Source organism: Streptomyces sp. CB03238, from assembly GCF_002099185.1.
GTDB lineage: Bacteria > Actinomycetota > Actinomycetes > Streptomycetales > Streptomycetaceae > Streptomyces.
Map to the genome: position 1 here is coordinate 165,644 of NZ_NBCN01000015.1, position 16,061 is coordinate 181,704.

The 16,061-nt window shown below is 68.6% G+C and carries 15 protein-coding genes and 5 pseudogenes; 11 read left to right on the forward strand and 9 right to left on the reverse strand.

What is annotated here, in order from left to right; translation table 11 throughout:
• The first annotated feature begins 25 nt into the window (after window positions 1-25).
• From BKD26_RS26370 to BKD26_RS26380, 3 genes are read left to right on the forward strand one after another with little or no spacing between them, the layout of a single operon-like run.
• Entirely contained in the window at window positions 26-862 is an 837-nt protein-coding gene (locus tag BKD26_RS26370) for a DMT family transporter (RefSeq protein ID WP_084902862.1), read from the forward strand.
• 56 nt (window positions 863-918) lie between these two features.
• Entirely contained in the window at window positions 919-1,566 is a 648-nt protein-coding gene (locus tag BKD26_RS26375) for an FMN-binding negative transcriptional regulator (protein ID WP_084902865.1), read from the forward strand.
• Window positions 1,567-1,601: 35 nt separating this feature from the next.
• Entirely contained in the window at window positions 1,602-2,381 is a 780-nt protein-coding gene (locus tag BKD26_RS26380) for a phenylalanine--tRNA ligase beta subunit-related protein (protein WP_084902868.1), read from the forward strand.
• Here the strand turns inward: BKD26_RS26380 and BKD26_RS26385 are convergent.
• Window positions 2,342-3,052, reverse strand: a pseudogene (locus BKD26_RS26385) (FAD-dependent monooxygenase); the annotation flags it as partial. The gene BKD26_RS26380 and the pseudogene BKD26_RS26385 sit on opposite strands and share 40 nt — an antisense overlap.
• A 55-nt stretch (window positions 3,053-3,107) precedes the next feature.
• Here BKD26_RS26385 and BKD26_RS26390 point away from each other — a divergent pair.
• Together BKD26_RS26390 and BKD26_RS26395 are read left to right on the forward strand one after the other, a co-directional pair.
• The gene (locus BKD26_RS26390) at window positions 3,108-3,563 is read left to right on the forward strand and encodes a TetR/AcrR family transcriptional regulator C-terminal domain-containing protein (protein ID WP_143662714.1); all 456 of its coding nucleotides are present in this window, start codon (window positions 3,108-3,110) and stop codon (window positions 3,561-3,563) included.
• A gap of 30 nt (window positions 3,564-3,593) precedes the next feature.
• Complete coding sequence (locus BKD26_RS26395; protein WP_084902878.1) at window positions 3,594-3,950, forward strand: hypothetical protein; 357 nt, start codon at window positions 3,594-3,596, stop codon at window positions 3,948-3,950.
• A 138-nt stretch (window positions 3,951-4,088) separates the two neighbouring features.
• On the opposite strand, the gene BKD26_RS26400 is transcribed toward BKD26_RS26395, so the two are convergent.
• Window positions 4,089-4,565 (reverse strand): MarR family transcriptional regulator, encoded by a 477-nt coding sequence (locus tag BKD26_RS26400; RefSeq protein ID WP_241518846.1) that lies wholly within the window; start codon window positions 4,563-4,565, stop codon window positions 4,089-4,091.
• 442 nt (window positions 4,566-5,007) lie between these two features.
• Between BKD26_RS26400 and BKD26_RS26405 the strand changes: the two genes are divergently transcribed.
• Complete coding sequence (locus tag BKD26_RS26405; RefSeq protein ID WP_241518847.1) at window positions 5,008-6,036, forward strand: cytochrome P450; 1,029 nt, start codon at window positions 5,008-5,010, stop codon at window positions 6,034-6,036.
• Between the two features lie 191 nt (window positions 6,037-6,227).
• Window positions 6,228-7,094 carry an SGNH/GDSL hydrolase family protein gene (locus tag BKD26_RS26410; protein WP_084902886.1) on the forward strand — a complete coding sequence of 289 codons (867 nt, stop codon included), beginning with the start codon at window positions 6,228-6,230 and terminating at the stop codon, window positions 7,092-7,094.
• A gap of 268 nt (window positions 7,095-7,362) precedes the next feature.
• Here BKD26_RS26410 and BKD26_RS26415 read toward each other — a convergent pair whose 3' ends face one another.
• The gene (locus BKD26_RS26415) at window positions 7,363-7,833 is read right to left on the reverse strand and encodes a flavodoxin family protein (protein WP_084902889.1); all 471 of its coding nucleotides are present in this window, start codon (window positions 7,831-7,833) and stop codon (window positions 7,363-7,365) included.
• A 287-nt stretch (window positions 7,834-8,120) separates the two neighbouring features.
• On the opposite strand from BKD26_RS26415, the gene BKD26_RS26420 reads away from it, so the two are divergent.
• The gene (locus BKD26_RS26420) at window positions 8,121-8,618 is read left to right on the forward strand and encodes a hypothetical protein (protein ID WP_107418008.1); all 498 of its coding nucleotides are present in this window, start codon (window positions 8,121-8,123) and stop codon (window positions 8,616-8,618) included.
• Window positions 8,619-8,634: 16 nt separating this feature from the next.
• On the opposite strand, the gene BKD26_RS26425 is transcribed toward BKD26_RS26420, so the two are convergent.
• From BKD26_RS26425 to BKD26_RS40530, 3 genes are all read right to left on the reverse strand, one after another.
• Entirely contained in the window at window positions 8,635-9,132 is a 498-nt protein-coding gene (locus tag BKD26_RS26425; RefSeq protein WP_143662715.1) for a hypothetical protein, read from the reverse strand.
• Between the two features lie 980 nt (window positions 9,133-10,112).
• On the reverse strand, window positions 10,113-10,562 hold the full coding sequence (locus BKD26_RS26430; RefSeq protein WP_241518848.1) for a hypothetical protein: 450 nt from the start codon (window positions 10,560-10,562) through the stop codon (window positions 10,113-10,115).
• A 34-nt stretch (window positions 10,563-10,596) separates the two neighbouring features.
• Window positions 10,597-10,746 carry a hypothetical protein gene (locus tag BKD26_RS40530; protein ID WP_179166710.1) on the reverse strand — a complete coding sequence of 50 codons (150 nt, stop codon included), beginning with the start codon at window positions 10,744-10,746 and terminating at the stop codon, window positions 10,597-10,599.
• Between the two features lie 77 nt (window positions 10,747-10,823).
• Between BKD26_RS40530 and BKD26_RS41605 the strand changes: the two are divergent.
• Together BKD26_RS41605 and BKD26_RS39360 are read left to right on the forward strand one after the other, a co-directional pair.
• Window positions 10,824-11,145, forward strand: a pseudogene (locus BKD26_RS41605) (RacP protein).
• A 70-nt stretch (window positions 11,146-11,215) separates the two neighbouring features.
• Window positions 11,216-12,066, forward strand: a pseudogene (locus BKD26_RS39360) (IS5 family transposase).
• Window positions 12,067-12,149: 83 nt separating this feature from the next.
• Here BKD26_RS39360 and BKD26_RS26455 read toward each other — a convergent pair.
• Window positions 12,150-12,809: a hypothetical protein gene (locus tag BKD26_RS26455; protein WP_143662716.1), complete on the reverse strand. Its 660-nt coding sequence runs from the start codon at window positions 12,807-12,809 to the stop codon at window positions 12,150-12,152.
• Between the two features lie 603 nt (window positions 12,810-13,412).
• Between BKD26_RS26455 and BKD26_RS26460 the strand changes: the two are divergent.
• Window positions 13,413-14,268 (forward strand): annotated as a pseudogene (locus tag BKD26_RS26460) (IS5 family transposase).
• A gap of 3 nt (window positions 14,269-14,271) precedes the next feature.
• On the opposite strand, the pseudogene BKD26_RS26465 reads toward BKD26_RS26460, so the two are convergent.
• A pseudogene (locus BKD26_RS26465) lies at window positions 14,272-15,076 on the reverse strand (transposase); the annotation flags it as partial.
• 5 nt (window positions 15,077-15,081) lie between these two features.
• Window positions 15,082-15,486, reverse strand: coding sequence for a GNAT family N-acetyltransferase (locus BKD26_RS26470; protein WP_241518849.1), 405 nt, complete (start codon window positions 15,484-15,486; stop codon window positions 15,082-15,084).
• Window positions 15,487-16,061: the final 575 nt, after the last annotated feature.

Genomic DNA, 16,061 nt, shown 5'->3' on the forward strand with positions numbered 1-16,061 from the left:
TGCCATACTAAGGGATGTACGTACCGTGATCGCTCTGCTGCTGGCCCTGGGCAGCTCCCTCGCCTACGGGTGCGCCGACTTCCTCGGCGGCCTCGGCGCCCGCAAGGCCCATGTACTGCGCACCGTGATGATCGCGGCCCCGGCCTCGCTCGCGGTCGAGCTGCTGCTGTGGCCGTTCCTCGGCGCCTCCTTCAGCGCCGCCACCCTCGGCTGGGGCGCCGCCTCCGGTGTCGCCTCGGCCGCCGCGTTCGCCCTGCTCTACCGGACCCTGGCGATCGGCCCGATGAACGTCCTCTCGCCCATCACTGCGCTGGTGTCCGCCATGCTCCCTGTCGGCGTGGGACTGCTCCAGGGCGAGCACCTGGGCACGGCCGGACTGATAGGGCTGCCGCTCGCCCTGGCCGCAGTCGTCCTGGTCAGCGCGGGACATGGAGCGGGGTCGGCCCGCCCGTCCCGTACCGCGCTGCTGCTGGCCTTCGGCGCAGGCGCCGCCATCGCCCTGCAGCTGATCTTCCTGCACCAGGCGCCGTCCGACAGCGGGGTGGCCCCGCTGATCGTGGGCCGGGCGGTCTCCTCGGCCGTCACCCTGGCCGCCGCGGGGGTGATGTACCGCAAGCTCGGTTCCGAGGAGCCCGCGTACGCGATGTCGGCTGCCGCAGGAGTGCTGGACTCGGTGGCGAACCTGCTCTTCCTGCTCGCCGCCCGCAGTGGCGACCTCGCCGTCGTCGCCGTGATCACCGCGCTGTACCCGGCCGGCACCGTCCTGCTCGCCCGCAGCGTGCTCGCCGAACGCATCCACCGCGGACAGCTCGTCGGCCTGGGCACCGCCGCCGTCGCCGTCAGCCTCCTCGCCCTCACCTGAACCGCCCATCACCACCGCACCACCGCACCGCCCGCACCCCCCGCAAGGAGACCAGCATGTTCATCCAGCCCTGGGATGCCGACCTGGACAAAGCCGAATGGCAGACCTGGATCGCCGAAGGCCACGACTTCGGCCTCCTGAGCGTCAACGGCCTGCCCGGCCAGGCACCCGTCGCCGTCCCCACCCACTTCACCAGCGACCCCGGCCACCTCCTGATCCACCTCGCCCGCCCCAACCCCGTCTGGAAGGCGATCGAGAACGACCCGAACGTCCTGTTCACCGTCTTCGGCGACTACGCCTTCATCCCCGGCCCCTGGCGCGCCAAGCCCGGTACGCCGCCCACCGACGGCGTCCCCACCAGCTACTACACCGCCGTCCAGTTCACCTGCCACGCCCACATCGTCGACACCCCCGAAGCCAAAGCCGAACTGCTGCGCCGCCAGCTCGCCCACTTCCAGCCCGACGGCGACCACGCCCCCGTCACCGCCGACCAGCCCCCGTACGGCCGGATGCTGCCCGGCATCCGCGGCCTGCGCCTGGAAGTCACCGACGTACGGGCCAAGTTCAAGTACGACGACCACAAGCCCGTCGAACACCGCACCGCCGTCGCCGACCATCTCACCGCACGCGACCACGGACTCGACCTCCCCGCCGCCGAACAGCAGCGCCGCCGCCTGGACCGCATCGGTCCCTGGAAGCCCTGACCACCCGCCCCGTACGCACGGAAAAGCCCTGTCTCATGACCGTCTTCCGCATCGCCCCCGCCGTCACGGACGCCTTTCCCGACACGCTCATCGCCCTGATCACCGCCACCGGGCTGCGCGGCCGTGAACCCTGGCCCCACACCGCCGCAGCAGTGCAGGAACTGCAGCAGCAGCTCGCCGACGGCACCTGGCAGCCCGCCGACGAGACCGATCCCCGCATCGACGCGTGGCACACCGCCTACCGCTCCTTCGGCACCAACCCCCGTCGCATCCGCCCCAGCGTCGACGCGCTCGGCCGCCGCCTCGCCAAGAAGGGCACGCTGCCGCGCATCAACCCGGCCGTCGACTCCTACAACGCCGTCTCCGTCTGCCACGGCCTGCCCGCCGGTGCCTTCGACCTCGACCACGTCACCGGCGACGTCGACATCCGCTACGCGCACGGCACGGAGGAGTTCACCCCGCTCGGCGAACCCGACACCATCGAGAACCCCAAGCCTGGGGAGATCATCTACGCCGACACCACAAGCGTCCTCACCCGCCACTGGAACCACCGCGACGCCCACCGCACCCGCGTCACCGAGGACTCGGCCCACGTCGCCTTCGTCCTCGAAACCCTCCACGCCACCCGCGACGGCCACCTCCTCAGGACCGCTGCACACGAGCTACAGGGCCTGCTCCTCCCGCACGCTGATCAGACCGCCGTCTACTTCCTCAGCCCGGCAAAGCCCCATCCCCCAGCGAACCTCCAGCACGCCTCCACCACCACGCCCGCAGATCAGGCAAGCGGAGCAGCCGCCCCTATGCGGGCGAGGTAGCCGTCGAGTCCACTGGCGTTGCCACCCGCCCACCCCACATGGCCGTCGGGACGGACCAGGAACAGCCCCTTTCCGTATGTGTCGAGCGCCTCGATCCGGTGTACGCGGACGAAACCGGCGCAGACTGGCGGGAGTTCCGCGTCCGTCCCGACGGCCAGCAACGTGAAGTGCGGGCCCCGCAGCAGGTCGAAGACCCGGCCGCCGCCGCTGAGGCGCCCGTCCGGGGCACGGTCGCCCGCCACCAGGGTGTCCGCCGCGCCTGAGGCGAGCGGACTGTCCCGGTATCCGAGCCGCAGCTGGCGGGTGGCTTCGCTCCGCCGTTCCTGGCCTCGGTGGATGCGCGTGGACAAGCCCAACATGTCCGCGGCGACCGGGCGCCGTTCCCGCACGTAGGTGTCGAGCAGCGCGGGATCGGCGCCGTACTTCAGCACCTGGCCGAGTTTGCACCCCAGGTTGTAGGCGTCCTGGACGCTCGTGTTGAGGCCCTGGCCACCGGCGGGGGAGTGGACGTGTGCGGCGTCGCCCGCGAGGAACACCCGGCCGGAGCGGTAGCGGTCCGCCAGGGCGGCACGCGGCCGGAAGTCCGAGGCCCACCGCACCTCCGTGACGTCGCCGGCACGCAGGTGGGAGCGGGCGGCGACCAGCTGCCGTACCCCGGCGTCCGAGACGTCGGGGACACCGCGCGTGAACTGGGCTCGTTGCCGGGCCGATGAGATGCACCGGCGTATGACCGCCGGCCCTCTCCCGGCCGACCCGCCCGGCGCCTGGCAGCAGCAGCTCACCGCCTTCTGCCGCACCCTGCGCACGGAGCTCCTGCGCCACCGCGACGGCGCCAAGGTGTACGGCGGAGCCCGGTTCACCGGCACCGGGTACGCCGCCTCCCTGGAGGGCCATCTGCGCGTCATGACCGAGGCGGGCTTCACGCTCGCCCAGGCGCCCCGGGTGGGCGGCACGGCCTACGCGTACACCATGGGTTTCGTCAGCGAGGAACAGGGCGTCCGGCCCATGCGCGACGAGCGGCGCGAGGGGTACGACATCGAGGAATGGGCCGCCCGCCTCGCTGCCCATCCGCTCGCCGCCGCGGCGGGCCCGGAGGTCTTCACCGACTACGACCAGCAGGTCGAGGAAGGGCTGCGCATGATAGTGGCCGGCGCGGAAGCGGTATACGGGGGGCCGTCGTGAGCGCGCATGCTCTCGCGAGCCGGGTCAGGGATGAACTCGCGGCAGCAGGCCTTCCGGGTGGGCGCGGACGTCTACGTCGAGGAGGAGGGCGACGACGGCATCGCATCGGTCTTCGTCGCCTGGTGCGTCCATCACACGTTGGCGGACGCCTCGGCGGGTGCTCTGCTCCGCGGTGACCTCGCCGACCGCGCCGTACTGCACCACGGGAAGGCGTGCCGGGCCATGCGGGACGCAATGGCACAGGTGCTCGGCTCGGCCGGATTCGTCGTCGAGCACGCGGACGACCTCAACGAGTACCGGCCGCAGGAACTGCGGATCACGGCGGGGCCGGAGCGGTACGTCCCATCGTGGGCGGACCGATTCACCCACGCGTCGCCGCGCGCTTGAGGCGGCGGGATCGGCGGGTCAGGCGGCAGCGCAGCTCCCGTCTGGCTTGACCGGGCTGTGCCGGCGCGAGCCCGCCCGCTGCCGCCAGGACTCCACGTATGTGTGCCGAACCAGGGACCGTCGCGGTCAGGGCGCTGGTTATCGACCACCCGACTGGAGATCCATGGTGGAGTGCAGTTCGGCCAGGAGGGTCTCGAACTGCTCGAGTACCTTCGACGGGTACCGCGACAAGACGGCGTCCTGGCGGTCGTTGACGGGTCCGAAGAACTGCTCGGCGAGTTCCCTGGCCTGTGTGGTGCTGTGCAAAGTGACGGCCCGTCGATCGCTGTGTCCGCGGGTGCGCACGACGTATCCCGCCTGCTCGAGGCGGTTCAGCAGCGCCGTCATGGCTCCCGAGGACAGTGGAATGCGCTTGCTGAGCAGGGCCGGAGACAGCGGGGCGCCCCTGACTTCGGCAGAAGTGATCTCCAGCAACGCGAAGGCGTCGGTGGAGTGCACGCCCAGCAGTACGGCGAAGCGGCGGCCCAGTTCGGTGAAGCCCGCACCGTAGGCCCTCAGCCCTTCCGCCAGCCTTTCCCGCTGCGCCGCGACGTCCCTGCGTGCTCGTTCGTCCACTGAGGCCCTCATTCTTCCCTTTGCCGCACACGATTCCCGTCGGCGGTGCACGTTGACAGCCTGTCATGAACCAGCATAGCTTCACCATAGAGTAACTTCACCGTGAAGGTTTTTCTGTTGAGATGCTTCACGGTGCAGGAGCCCAGGCCTGTGTGCGCCGACCGCCGACGACCGGATCCGCTTCCCCGCTTCAGTGGCTGACACGGCACATCCACTCACGACCACAGGCGCGGCCGCCGGCGACTCCACCGCCCGAGGCCGCATCCCCAACCCCCTACGACCTCAAGGACTGCTGATGCCGCAGACTCCCCGCCTCAAGGGCATTGACCCATTCGCCGCAACCGTCCGTCATATCACCGAACCCGATCCGGTCCATGCCGCTCTACGCGCCGCCGGCCCCATCGTCCAGGTGGATGCCCCGGCCGGAGGACACGCATGGATCGTGACCGACGGCGCCCTGGCGCGCGAGGTACTCGCCGACCCCCGGATCGCCAAGGACCCCGCCTTCGCGCCTCACGGCTGGGACCGTCATACGGCCGGACTTGAGCCGACCGCCGCCGAACAACCCTCCCTCACCACCCTCGACGGCCCCGAACACGCCGAACTGCGACGCGCCCACGCCCCTCTCCTGAGCGCCAAACGCATCCGCGCCCAGTCCGACCGCATTCACGCCATAGCCCGACAGCTCCTCACCGGGCTCGCCGCCGAACGGAGCGAGGTCGACCTGACGGCCGGTTTCACCACCCGCTATCCGCTCACCGTGCTGCTTGACCTGCTCGGTATCCCGCTCGGCCACGTCGATCGAGCCGCCGGCGCCTGCGGACGGATGCTCAGCAACGAGCCCCGCGAGCGGGGCACGGCGATCTCCGAAATCGCCGAGCTCGCCGGATACGGACTCCTCGACGGCACCCGGGGGCTGGCCACCGAATTACGCGACCGGGTCCCAGCGCACACCACCCCGGACCAGCTCCAGTATCACCTGTTCGCGTTGATCTTCGCCGGACAGCTGACCACCGACGCCGCCCTCGGCACCCTTGTCGCACGCACACTCGCGGGCCGGCCCCATCCGAACCCGGCGGACGCAGAGAACGAAGAGAGCATCGAGGAGCTGGTCCACGACACACTCAGGCAACACCCGCCCGCCCCGTTCACACTCTGGCGGTTCACCACCGCCGAGATCGACCTTGCCGGGACGCGGCTTCCGGCCAGAGCGCCCGTGCTCATCGACATCCAGGGCATCAACACCGACCCCGCCCGCACCCCCGGACCAGACCTCTCCTTCGGCGGCGGCCCGCACTACTGCATCGGCGCCCAACTCGCCCAGCTCGAACTGCACGCCGTAGCCACCGTGCTGCGTACCGACTTTCCCGACGCCCGCCTCACTGTCCCCTTCACCGAACTCCGGCTGAGCAGCAACGGCCAACTGCAGGGAAGCCGGCTGACAACCCTGCCCGTCGCCCTCCTCGGCTGACAGGCCAACCGGGCCGGACCGGGACGGGCGCCGGCTCGCTTCGCGTACCGCCGGCGCCCGCAACGGGTCGGTGATCGTTTGCACTGCAATCGCCATGGGAGTCACTGGACAAGATGGACACCATGGTAGGAAGGGGTGGACGCGATAGGACCTGTGTGAAACGGGAGAAAAGGGGTCACCTGGTGAGATCGATGCAGCGTAGCTTCCTGACCGCGTTCATCGCCGCTGGAACGCTTGCCTGCCTGGCTGCGGCACCGGTTGCCTCAGCAGAGCTGGACGAGCCTCTCCAGTATGTTGCCCTCGGTGACTCTTTCGCCGCCTCACCCCAAGTGCCGCCGCCCGATGTATCCAACCTGCTGTGCCTGCGCTCACTCGTCAATTACCCACACGTCGCCGCCAAGGCCCTGGATGCCAAGCTGGCCGACGTCAGCTGCTCCGCCGCCACCGTCGAAGACCTGACCACCTCCCAGTATCCGGGCACCGGCGCCCAGTACGACGCGCTCACTTCCGACACCGACATCGTCAGCATCACCATTGGCGGTGTGGACATCGGTCTGGTCACGCTCGCCCTCGACTGCCTGAACCTGAACCCCAAGCCCGAAGGGACCAGCTGCGCCGCACAGAACACCGCAGGCGGCTCCGACAAGGTCAAGGCCGCCATCGACGCGTGGGCTCCCAGGTTCGCGGCAGCCCTGGACGAGATCCACCGCCGCGCGCCCCATGCGAAGGTGTTCGTCATCGGCTACGGCAACGTCATCCGCCCCGGTGGCTGCTTTCCCACCCAACCCATCTGGGACATGGACGCCGACTACCTCCACGGCACAATCGGCCACCTCGACAGCCGGCTGAAGCAGGCCGCCCAGGAGCACGACGCGGTCTTCGTCGACACCTATCCCCTCGGTGTCGGGCACGACGCGTGCGCCGCACCCGCCAACCGCTTCACCGAAGGATGGGTACGCACCCGCGCCGCCATGCCCCTGCACCCCAACGCCAAGGGCGCCAAGGCCATCGGCACGACCCTCGCCGCCGCCGTCCGACGCGCGGCCGTGACGTCCTGACGACGTATCTACGGCGACGGGTCGCGCTTGCGGTGGGTAACAATGGAGCTGTGGAGCACCGCTGGCCCCTCACCGCAGCCGGCCGCGCCCATCCCCGGTTACCGCGAAGCCGACCGCTTCCCGCGCCCGCTCCACCGCTACCCAGCACAGACCGGACGCCCCCACTACCCGCACCCGGTGGCCGTGGCTGACCTGACGTCATGGCCTGACCGATGGCGCGCCCCTTGCCTTCGAAGGACTGGCACTCCTGCATGTATCGGCGGCACGGTCACGCTACCGGCCTTCTCCCGTGCCGCAGACGCTCCGCGAACACCTGTGCGGCGGCCAGGTCCCCGCTGTTCGGCCGCTGCTTGTTGATACCGCCGACCAGCTTGAAGGGCGTCCAGGTGTCGAACGCCCGGCACGAGAAGGTCCCGTCCACCTCGAAGCCCTTGCGCCGCAGGAGCTGGACCAGTGGGCGGGTGAAAGGCGCCGGCGGCATCTCGGGGAGCCCGCTGGTGGCGAACACGAACGCCCGGCCCGGCCTCGTTGGAAGTGCCCTGACGAAGTCGGTCAGGCGGGGGTGGAGCCTGCTGTAGAAGACGCCCGAGCCGAATCCCACGAGGTCGGCGCCGGCCAGCTCGGCCAGGTCGGCCTCCTCGGGGCAAACGACCTTCGCGCCCAGTACCTGGGCCATGGTGTCGGCGACATGACGCGTATTGCCGTGTGACACGGAGACGCACACGATGACGGCCTTCATCTTGACGATCCCTTCTCTCGTTTCCGTAGAAGGGACAGCGCAGCGTCTCCGGATGTGACACCACAAGATCAGGACTACCTGGAGGACCGTGTCGCCGTGCGCCCAGCCGCGGCCGACCACGCGGGGTGCTCGGCGTACTCACCGGTGTTTGAGTACGGGAGCGGTCCTGCCCGGCGGGATCTGCCTGCTGAGATGGGCCTATGACGATGACGCCCTTTTCCGCCTCGCACTGTCCGGACCTCGCGCCACACCGCGGGCGCCGTACCAGAACACTGATTACTGGCAGTGTGGTGCTGCTCGTCGCCGCACTTACTCAGGGCTGCGCGGGCGGCCGGGTGATGTCGGAGACGGAGTTCCGCGAGCACCTGCGGCTCACGCAGGAGGCGGGTGAGGACGCGGTGCGGCGGCTGAGGATGGACCCCTCGTCCATAGTGGACCAGCGGGAGATGGCCAACGCCTCCTGTAAGGACGACCTTGGTGTCGACGCCGAGGGCGTCACCCGTGACCAGCCGAGCGTCAGCTGGGCACCCCAGTTCGCAAGCCGCACCGCGTATGAGGCGGCGGTTGACACGCTCCGCGAGGAGTGGTCCGCGCAGGGCCTGACGGTAAAGGACGTCCCGGCCCCCGGAAAGGGTGAGCCGGGGGCCGGCCTCCCGGGCGTCCGGACGACGGACGACCACGGCATCGAGTTGTCGCTGCGTCCCGACTGGTACTCAGGGGAGCCGACGCTGGTGGCCGACGGCGGATGCGTACGGCACCGGGGGTACCTGGTCGAATGGGAGTAGGAGCACCCCGGGGGTCTCAGCCCCGGGTGGTCGCCCCGCCTGAGGCCAGCAGGTCACCTCGCCGCACTCCGCCCGGGCTCGCTCCCGCGCTCCGGGCCGTGTCCTGCGAGGCGATGGCCCGCTCGATCAGACGTGGTACTCGTTGTGGAACGGGATGGAGTTCGTCGTGTACCAGGGACATGGGGACCACGTGACGGAGCTGTTGGTCCTTGCCGAGGACTTCGATGACCGGTATCCAGCCGGTAGGCGTGGCAGGCGCCGGTAGTGCCTTCCATACCCCCGCGTAGTGGTGCTTGAGGACTTCCGCGACGAACGCCACGAGCTGCGCATGGATCCAGACCCAGTCGTCCTCCTCGAACTGCTGCCACGGCATACGGAGGACGAAATCGTCCAGCAGAGGAAGGGCTGAGAGGGGATCACGGCTGAACGCCTCCGAGTCCCCGCCCAAAGCGTTGATCATGTCGCTGATCGCTGGACGTCCTTGCCTCGCCCACTCCTCAATGTCGATGTCCATGGCATGAGCGCAAATGCGTCGGCTGCAGAGTGCGGCGCGAGGCCCGGGGAGCGGTCACAAGGCGTTCGGGTTCGTATGTCACTGGTAGGTGTACCCATACCGCTGCATGGACCTGCTGCCGCACCTGGGGACAAGGTTCGCGTCTCCGGTCGTCGCCCGTCGGGCTGGAGATGCCCCCTGTGGAGGCCCCTGCGACTGACACGGCGGAGCAGGACTTCGTGTGTGTCAGGGTGGCTTCCGCCGCAGGACGGTTTCCGGGGCGATGACCTTCCATGTCCTGCCGCTCTTGGTGAACCGGGACCGGCCGCAGGTCGCGCGGCTGGCGCGGCCGGCGGGGAAGCGCTGGGGGGTGAAGTCAGCGGCGACCGCCGAGCCGGACCCCTCGAGTCACGCGATGGCCGCACTCAAGCTTGCATCCTCCTTGATCGCACGAGCGTTCGATGCAGGCTCAGTAGACGCTCCCGGCAGCTCCTATGATCGACGTCATGGTGCAACGGGTGCCCACTGAAACGGAGCTACGCAATCCAGCGTGCAGGGGCAGCCCGGCAGGGGTCGGCTGAAGCTCACAGCCCTTGGGCCCGCCTCCGCCGTGCCAGGAGCAACTCCGAGCACCTGATGTCAGCTGACGCTGGCTGGATGCCCCTCCAGGCGTCCGTATAGACGCCCTTTCTTACGCCTCGCTCAACAGCGCACGCAGGGGCACGGGCGGCACGCGCCGCTCTTGAGGGCAATCCTGTGGAATCGATGGAGGTGATCGCCTTGTGGGGCTGGGGCCGCTCATCCTGTGGATGGTCTGGCAGGGAGGCTGGGGAACGGTGGTGACTCCGGCAGCAGCGGCGGCATGAGCCGCGACGGCCCCGGCGGCTGTTGACGCGGCCAAGCCCCATCGGCGGCTCTGCCGCTTTCTCGGCGAACGTCCGGCGGCCCCCGGAACGCCTGCTCGCGGCCTTTTCGCGCTCACGATAGGCAGGGCTGTGCGGTCAGAGGGGGGCCATGCAGTAGTCGTTCTCCGGGCAGAACACGACGTACACAGGGTTGTATCCGGGGTACACGGTCTTAGGATTCGGGTCGGCATAGTTGAAGTAGGAACCCGGGTCGGGCGTAGCGGTGAAGGTCACGGTCGTGCCGACCGGGAAGCTCGCGGAGCAGGTGCCGGTAGGTGGCTGCTGCGGTTCCTCGCTGTAAGGCTGCCACGCCGGCTGGTGGCAGTTGATCCCGGCCGGCTGGCTGGTGACGGTGCCGCCACCCCAGCCGTCGCTGGTCCACACGGACACAGTCGCCTGCTGGGGCGCCGCCTGCACCGGCGCGACGGTGCCGAGCCCTGCCGCAGTGCCCAGCGCGACGGCGACCACCATCGCCCGCCTGACGCCGCGGATCTGGATCTTCTTGTGTGCCACGGGGAGCACCCCCTTGTTTGCTGCAGTAGTCATGTCGATGAATGCGCGTGGGGATCCAGGAAGGTGATCAGATGGATCGCCTCCACAGGAGCGCCCACCTGGCGGGCCGCTTGCGGATCGCCTCGTCGGTCAGTAACCCGGCGATCCCGTGCGAGAAATAGTGCTCGACCAGATACCGGGGCATCGCCGAGTCCCTCGCCGACAATGGGGAATTCATGTCTGAAATCAGCCTAGGGTCGAGCCCGTTGGGGTACATCCGGCCGTGCACCCCACGTTTCCCCCGGACAACCCCAAATACTCGCGGTTATCCGCGCGAGCGGACTGTCGACCAGTCAGGTCCGCTCGGGGTTGGCGGCCCTGCTGGACGAGGCCTGATCCAAGGGCTGGCCGCCGCTGATATGGACCAGGGGAGACGGCTATCAGCTCGGCGCCGAACAGGCCGCGCTTAAGGCCTACGAACGGGCGGGCCAGGGAGAAGCTGACCAAGTTCCGCCGGTTCATCACCGGCACCGTCGCCCCGCACGCGGCCGCCCACCCGAACGACAAGTGGGTACGTCACATCGTTGCCCAGCTCAACTCCATCGAATCCACCCTCGGTCTCATAGCCAGTGCCTGACCGTCTCCTTGGCGGGGGCCGCCCGGCTTCGCCGGTCGGCCCCCGCCGCAGGTCGGTTGCGGAGGAGGAGATGCGTCGCCCTCGCTGTCCCTCGGACATGACGGACGACGAGTGGTACCTGATCGAGCCGCTGCTGCCGCCCCCGCCCTGTGACACGGCCCGCGGCGGGCGGCCGGAGAAGCATCCCCGCCGCGAGATCGTCGACGCCATCCGATATGTCGTGGACACTGGCTGCAAATGGCGGGCCTTACCTGCGGATTCCCGCCTTGGCGCACGGTTTGGGGGTTCACGGCCCGCTGGGCCGCCTGCGGTGTCGTCGGCCAGATCCGCGACGTCCTCGCCGGGCGGATCCGCCGGGAGATGGGCAAAGGCCCGAGGGCCGTGGCCACGATCATCGACTCGCAGTCCGTGAAGGCGGCCTCGACCGTCGGCAAGGACAGCCGTGGTTACGATCCGGGCAAGAAGATCAATGGCCGCAAGCGGCATCTCGTGGTCGACACCCGCGGCCTGCCGCTGATGGTCATGGTCACCCCAGCCGATCTGCACGACTCCGCGGCGGCGAAGGAGGTCCTCTTCCGGCTGCGACTGATGCACCCCGAGATCGCGATCGTCTGGGCCGACCGCGCTTACGCGGGCAAGCTCGTGACCTGGGCGAAACGCCATCTCAAACTGACGATCAAGACCGTTGCCCGGCCGAAGGACAGCTCCGGATTCGTGCTCCTGCCCCGCCGCTGGGTCGTCGAACGTTCGCCGGCCTGGATGATGAACGCCCGCCGGCATGCGAGGGACTACGAACGGCTCATTTAGTACTCCGAGACCCTGATCACCTGGGCGGCGATCACGCTGATGACCCGCCGTCTGACCAAGGGCAACAGGAGCCTCGTCCGTCTGCCCGCCACCCCGCCGCGGATGGCCGCCTGACCTCACCCGTGGCCGTCCAGGGTCGTCAATCAGCCACCAGGTATCTACGAAAACCGGGGGCTCCACCCCCGGTGAGTCGAGGGTCAGGCGGCGCGACCGGTCTGACCGCCGCGCACGTACATGACGATACTGGCGATCAAGATCCACACGCCCGCAGCGATGAGCGGAATCAGGGTAGGCGGCACGATCGCGATGAGGGCGATCGGCAGGGCCAACCATCCCAGCCACTGTGGCAACGCGCCGGTCCGCAAGACCGACAGCCACGTGGCGAACATGAAGACCGCAATACCGACGACGGCCGGGTAATGGCTCGCATGCAAGACATTGAGCGCTTGGGCAGCGCTGGGGTCGATTTTGTCATGACCAGAAGCGAGCGCCCAGCCAATCCCTGCGCGAGCCGCGCCGCCGACGCCGATCACGACAGCGCCGCCGAAGACCGCTGTCGCAAGCGCGCTTGCCCCCCTACTACGCAGGTGCGTGCGCAGCCAACTGGCGAAGAAGATCAAGAAGACGACCCCCAAGCCCGCGAGTAGGGCGGACGCCTTTGTGGTGCTCTCATGGGCCTTGAAGAAAGAGAGCACGTTCACGCCGGAGGCATACTCCTTGGGGGTATCCTGAGCCGTGACGGCGGAGGCCACGAGCAGCACGAAGAAAACCACGCCGCTCAGCGGGGCAAGTCGAGTCCACCCCTGCGTCGGCCCATGAGAATCGCCTACCGTCCCGGTGCCGCGATCACGATTCATGCTCCGCTCCTCATGGTTGATGACGTACAGGGCCGGCGGTCGCGCCGCCGCGGCGCCGGCCCCGAGGGCAGCGGCCATGGCACATCGCGCCGGCCCGCTGCGCGCCGGCCATACCTCCGGTCTACGCCCATCACTGCCCGCGCGCCACCGGCCAAGACGCGGTCGGCCGCGTAGTGCGGGCAGGACAAGCGGTGCCACGTCACCGTGAGGCAGTCCACAGCGACGGTGCGGACCTGGCCGTCGGCCGGTCTCCTCGTGCACCGCCTTGCCTCGACTCGGCCCCCTCTGCTGGCTCACCCCCACTTTCAGGCGCACCCCCCGGCGGCGGGAAGCGGGGACGGCCGGGCATCGGGTTCGGAAACAGCCTGGAGAGGTCGTTTTCATCTGTACTGCATCGGAATGAACTGATTCTCGGAGTGCGGGGTCGTGGTGATCGTGAGGTAGCAGGTGTGCTTTGGATCCCGTGGGCCGAGTGTGACAGGTGGGGCGAGATGAGGCTTCTTCCTGTCACATCCCAGAACGCCCGACCTTCGCGGCCTGTGTGCTTCCGTCGTCGTCGCTGTGCGCCTGGGCGCACTCGGTAAGGGGCGGTACGCCGGAAGTATGCCGACGCGAAGCCCTTATCCGAGTGATCTGTCCGATGCACGCTGGGAGTTGATTGAGCCGGTGCTCTCAGCCTGGCGTTTTGAGTGCCGGGGCAGGGCCCTGGACTTCGGCCGGCCACCCGAGCATGACCTGCGCGAGATCATGGATGCGATCTTGTATGTGGACCGGGCCGGGGTCCAGTGGCGCTACCTCCCGCATGACTTCCCCAACTGGAACACGGTCTACGGCTACTTCGCCAAGTGGCAGCAGGAAGGCGTGTTCGCCCAGCTCAACGGCCTGCTCAGGCAGCTGTTGCGGCAGAAGGAGGGACGGGACGGCGAACCAACGGCCTGGTGATCGACGCCCAGAGCGTCAAAACCTCCACCAGCGTTCACGCCTCCAGCCAGGGCGTCGACGCCGGGAAGAAGATCGCCGGCCGGAAGCGGAGCATCGTCACCGACACGCTCGGACTCCTGCTCGCGGTGTTTGTCACCGCGGCCAGCGTGCAGGACTCCACCGCCGGCACCCGGCTCCTGGACCAGGTCGCCGCCGAACACCCCGGCAGACGCAAGGTCTGGGTCGACGGCGGCTACCGCCAGCACCTCGTCGAGCACGCAGCCGCTCTCGGCATCGACATGGAGATCACCGCCCGCACCCGGGGGACCAGGGGTTTCACTCCGATCCCGAAGCGGTGGGCGGTCGAGCGGACCTACGGCTGGCTCATGCTCCACCGCCGCCTGGCCCGCGACTACGAACCCTCCCCGAACACTCCGAAGCCGTGATCCACCTCGCCATGACCGACCTCATGGCCCGCCGCCTCACCAGCGAGAACACCATCTCCTGGCGCGACCCGACACTGCCGCCCGGCGGGTGAGCCGGGGTGGAGCCGGTCCCAGGCTTGCGCGGTGGCTCTTCCATGGAGCCGGGTATCCGTGGTCGTCACGGCCAGCTCGGTGCGCCACGTAGAAGGGTCGCCGAAGACGAACTCGCCGCCGTGCTTGGGTGGGCGCCCGCCTTTCTCGTCGTAGACGCGTGGTGGTGTCGGCCATGGCCGGACAGGAGGTGAGCGATGCGGGGTGCGTCGTATCCGGCGTTCAGGACGACCAGGATCTCCGGGTCTCCTTCTCGCCACTGACCAGCGGCGATGAGCCGCTCGGTGACCTCACGAACCTGGGCGGTGGTTACGGCCGCGAGATCGGCCCCCGGCTCCAGCCGGATGGCGTCCAGCACGGCGGTCCAGGAGGTGCGGCCGGTCTCCAGTGCGGCCACGACCGAGTACGGCAAGCCAGGGATCATCCGGTGCTCGTTTTGACCCCGGCCGTATGTGTGGCAGAAGAAACGGTCCGGGTAGGTTGCCGCGTCCGGCCTCAGGCAGGGTGATACGTCGATGGCCAGGACCAGCCTGCCGTCCGCCGCTCTTGGCAACGGCAAGCCGGCCAGGGCTCGACGGAGCCGACCTAAGTCGATCCGCCCCTGGTTGAGCCCGCCGTACAGGGCTCCGTGACCCCGCCGGTGTTCGGGCGTGAGCGCGAGATCCACCAGCGTTTTTTGACAGGGCCCTCCGTGCAAAGGAGGGCGTCCGTCAGCTCGAATAACGCGTCCGAGCGACCCGTGAGACACCCATAGAAGTCCGCCCGGAACTGCGACTATATGGCCAGCGACTCACCCCGGCCACCGGTCAGAGGACTCACCCCGCGCGGCCCTGCCCAACCTCGACCTGGAGCAGACGCGGAGAGACCTCGAAGCCATGACGGGAGTACGCCGAAACCGCCCGGTCGCTGGAGTGAACGGTCACCCGTTCAAGACCGAGGTCCCTTGCCCAGGCCAAGACCGGCTCGATCAGCTCGCCTCCCAGGCCGCGGTCACGCTCCTCGGGCACGACGTACGTGCACTGAACGTCCCCCGACATCCGCTCGAACGCGCGCGGATGCGGCACACGCTGCGTGATCTCCAGCCAGGCCATGCCGATCACAACGTCGTCACGGACCATCACCATGCACCGATGCGAGGACTCGGTCTCCCGGGCCCATGCCACGAACCGGGGAACGAACTCGTCCAGCGTGGTGTCGGGCGTTCCGTAGAGCTCCTGCACCCACCGCCACCGCAACTCAGCGACGGTGGCTAGCTCGTGGGGGCTGGGCAGGGCGGTAAGCGATGTCATACACGGCTTCATCCTGGCGCAGATTCATCAGCACGACGGCCGCTTTCATCACTCCCGCACCAACAGAGCGGCAGCCCAGGGCTCCTCTTCGTTAAACGACAAGCTCAGCTGTAGCGAAGGCGTGTCGATCCTGCACGTCTGTAAGGGCCCTGCCACAGCAAGCGGCCGCTACCGCCCCCTGGATAGGAATCAACGGAGGCGTATGCGCCATTCCACAGGTGCCCTCAACCATCCCAGCCCGTCCAGCCGGGCGTTTCACCTCCGGCTATGTCTGTTCGCGTGTGTCCGCTGACCATTTGCTGGTGGCCAGGCCACCTTGTGTTCATGGAGCTGGCCGACTGACATGGCTTCCCCAAGAACACGCCATGCGAGTTGGCCGTGTGGCAGACGACATGGGCACAACCAGGGGGAACCAGTATGCGCAAACGACGCTGGGCAGGGTTATCGCTCCTAAAGCGTGTTGCAGAAGGCTGTGGCGCGGGCATTTTCCCTGTATGGGTGGGGTG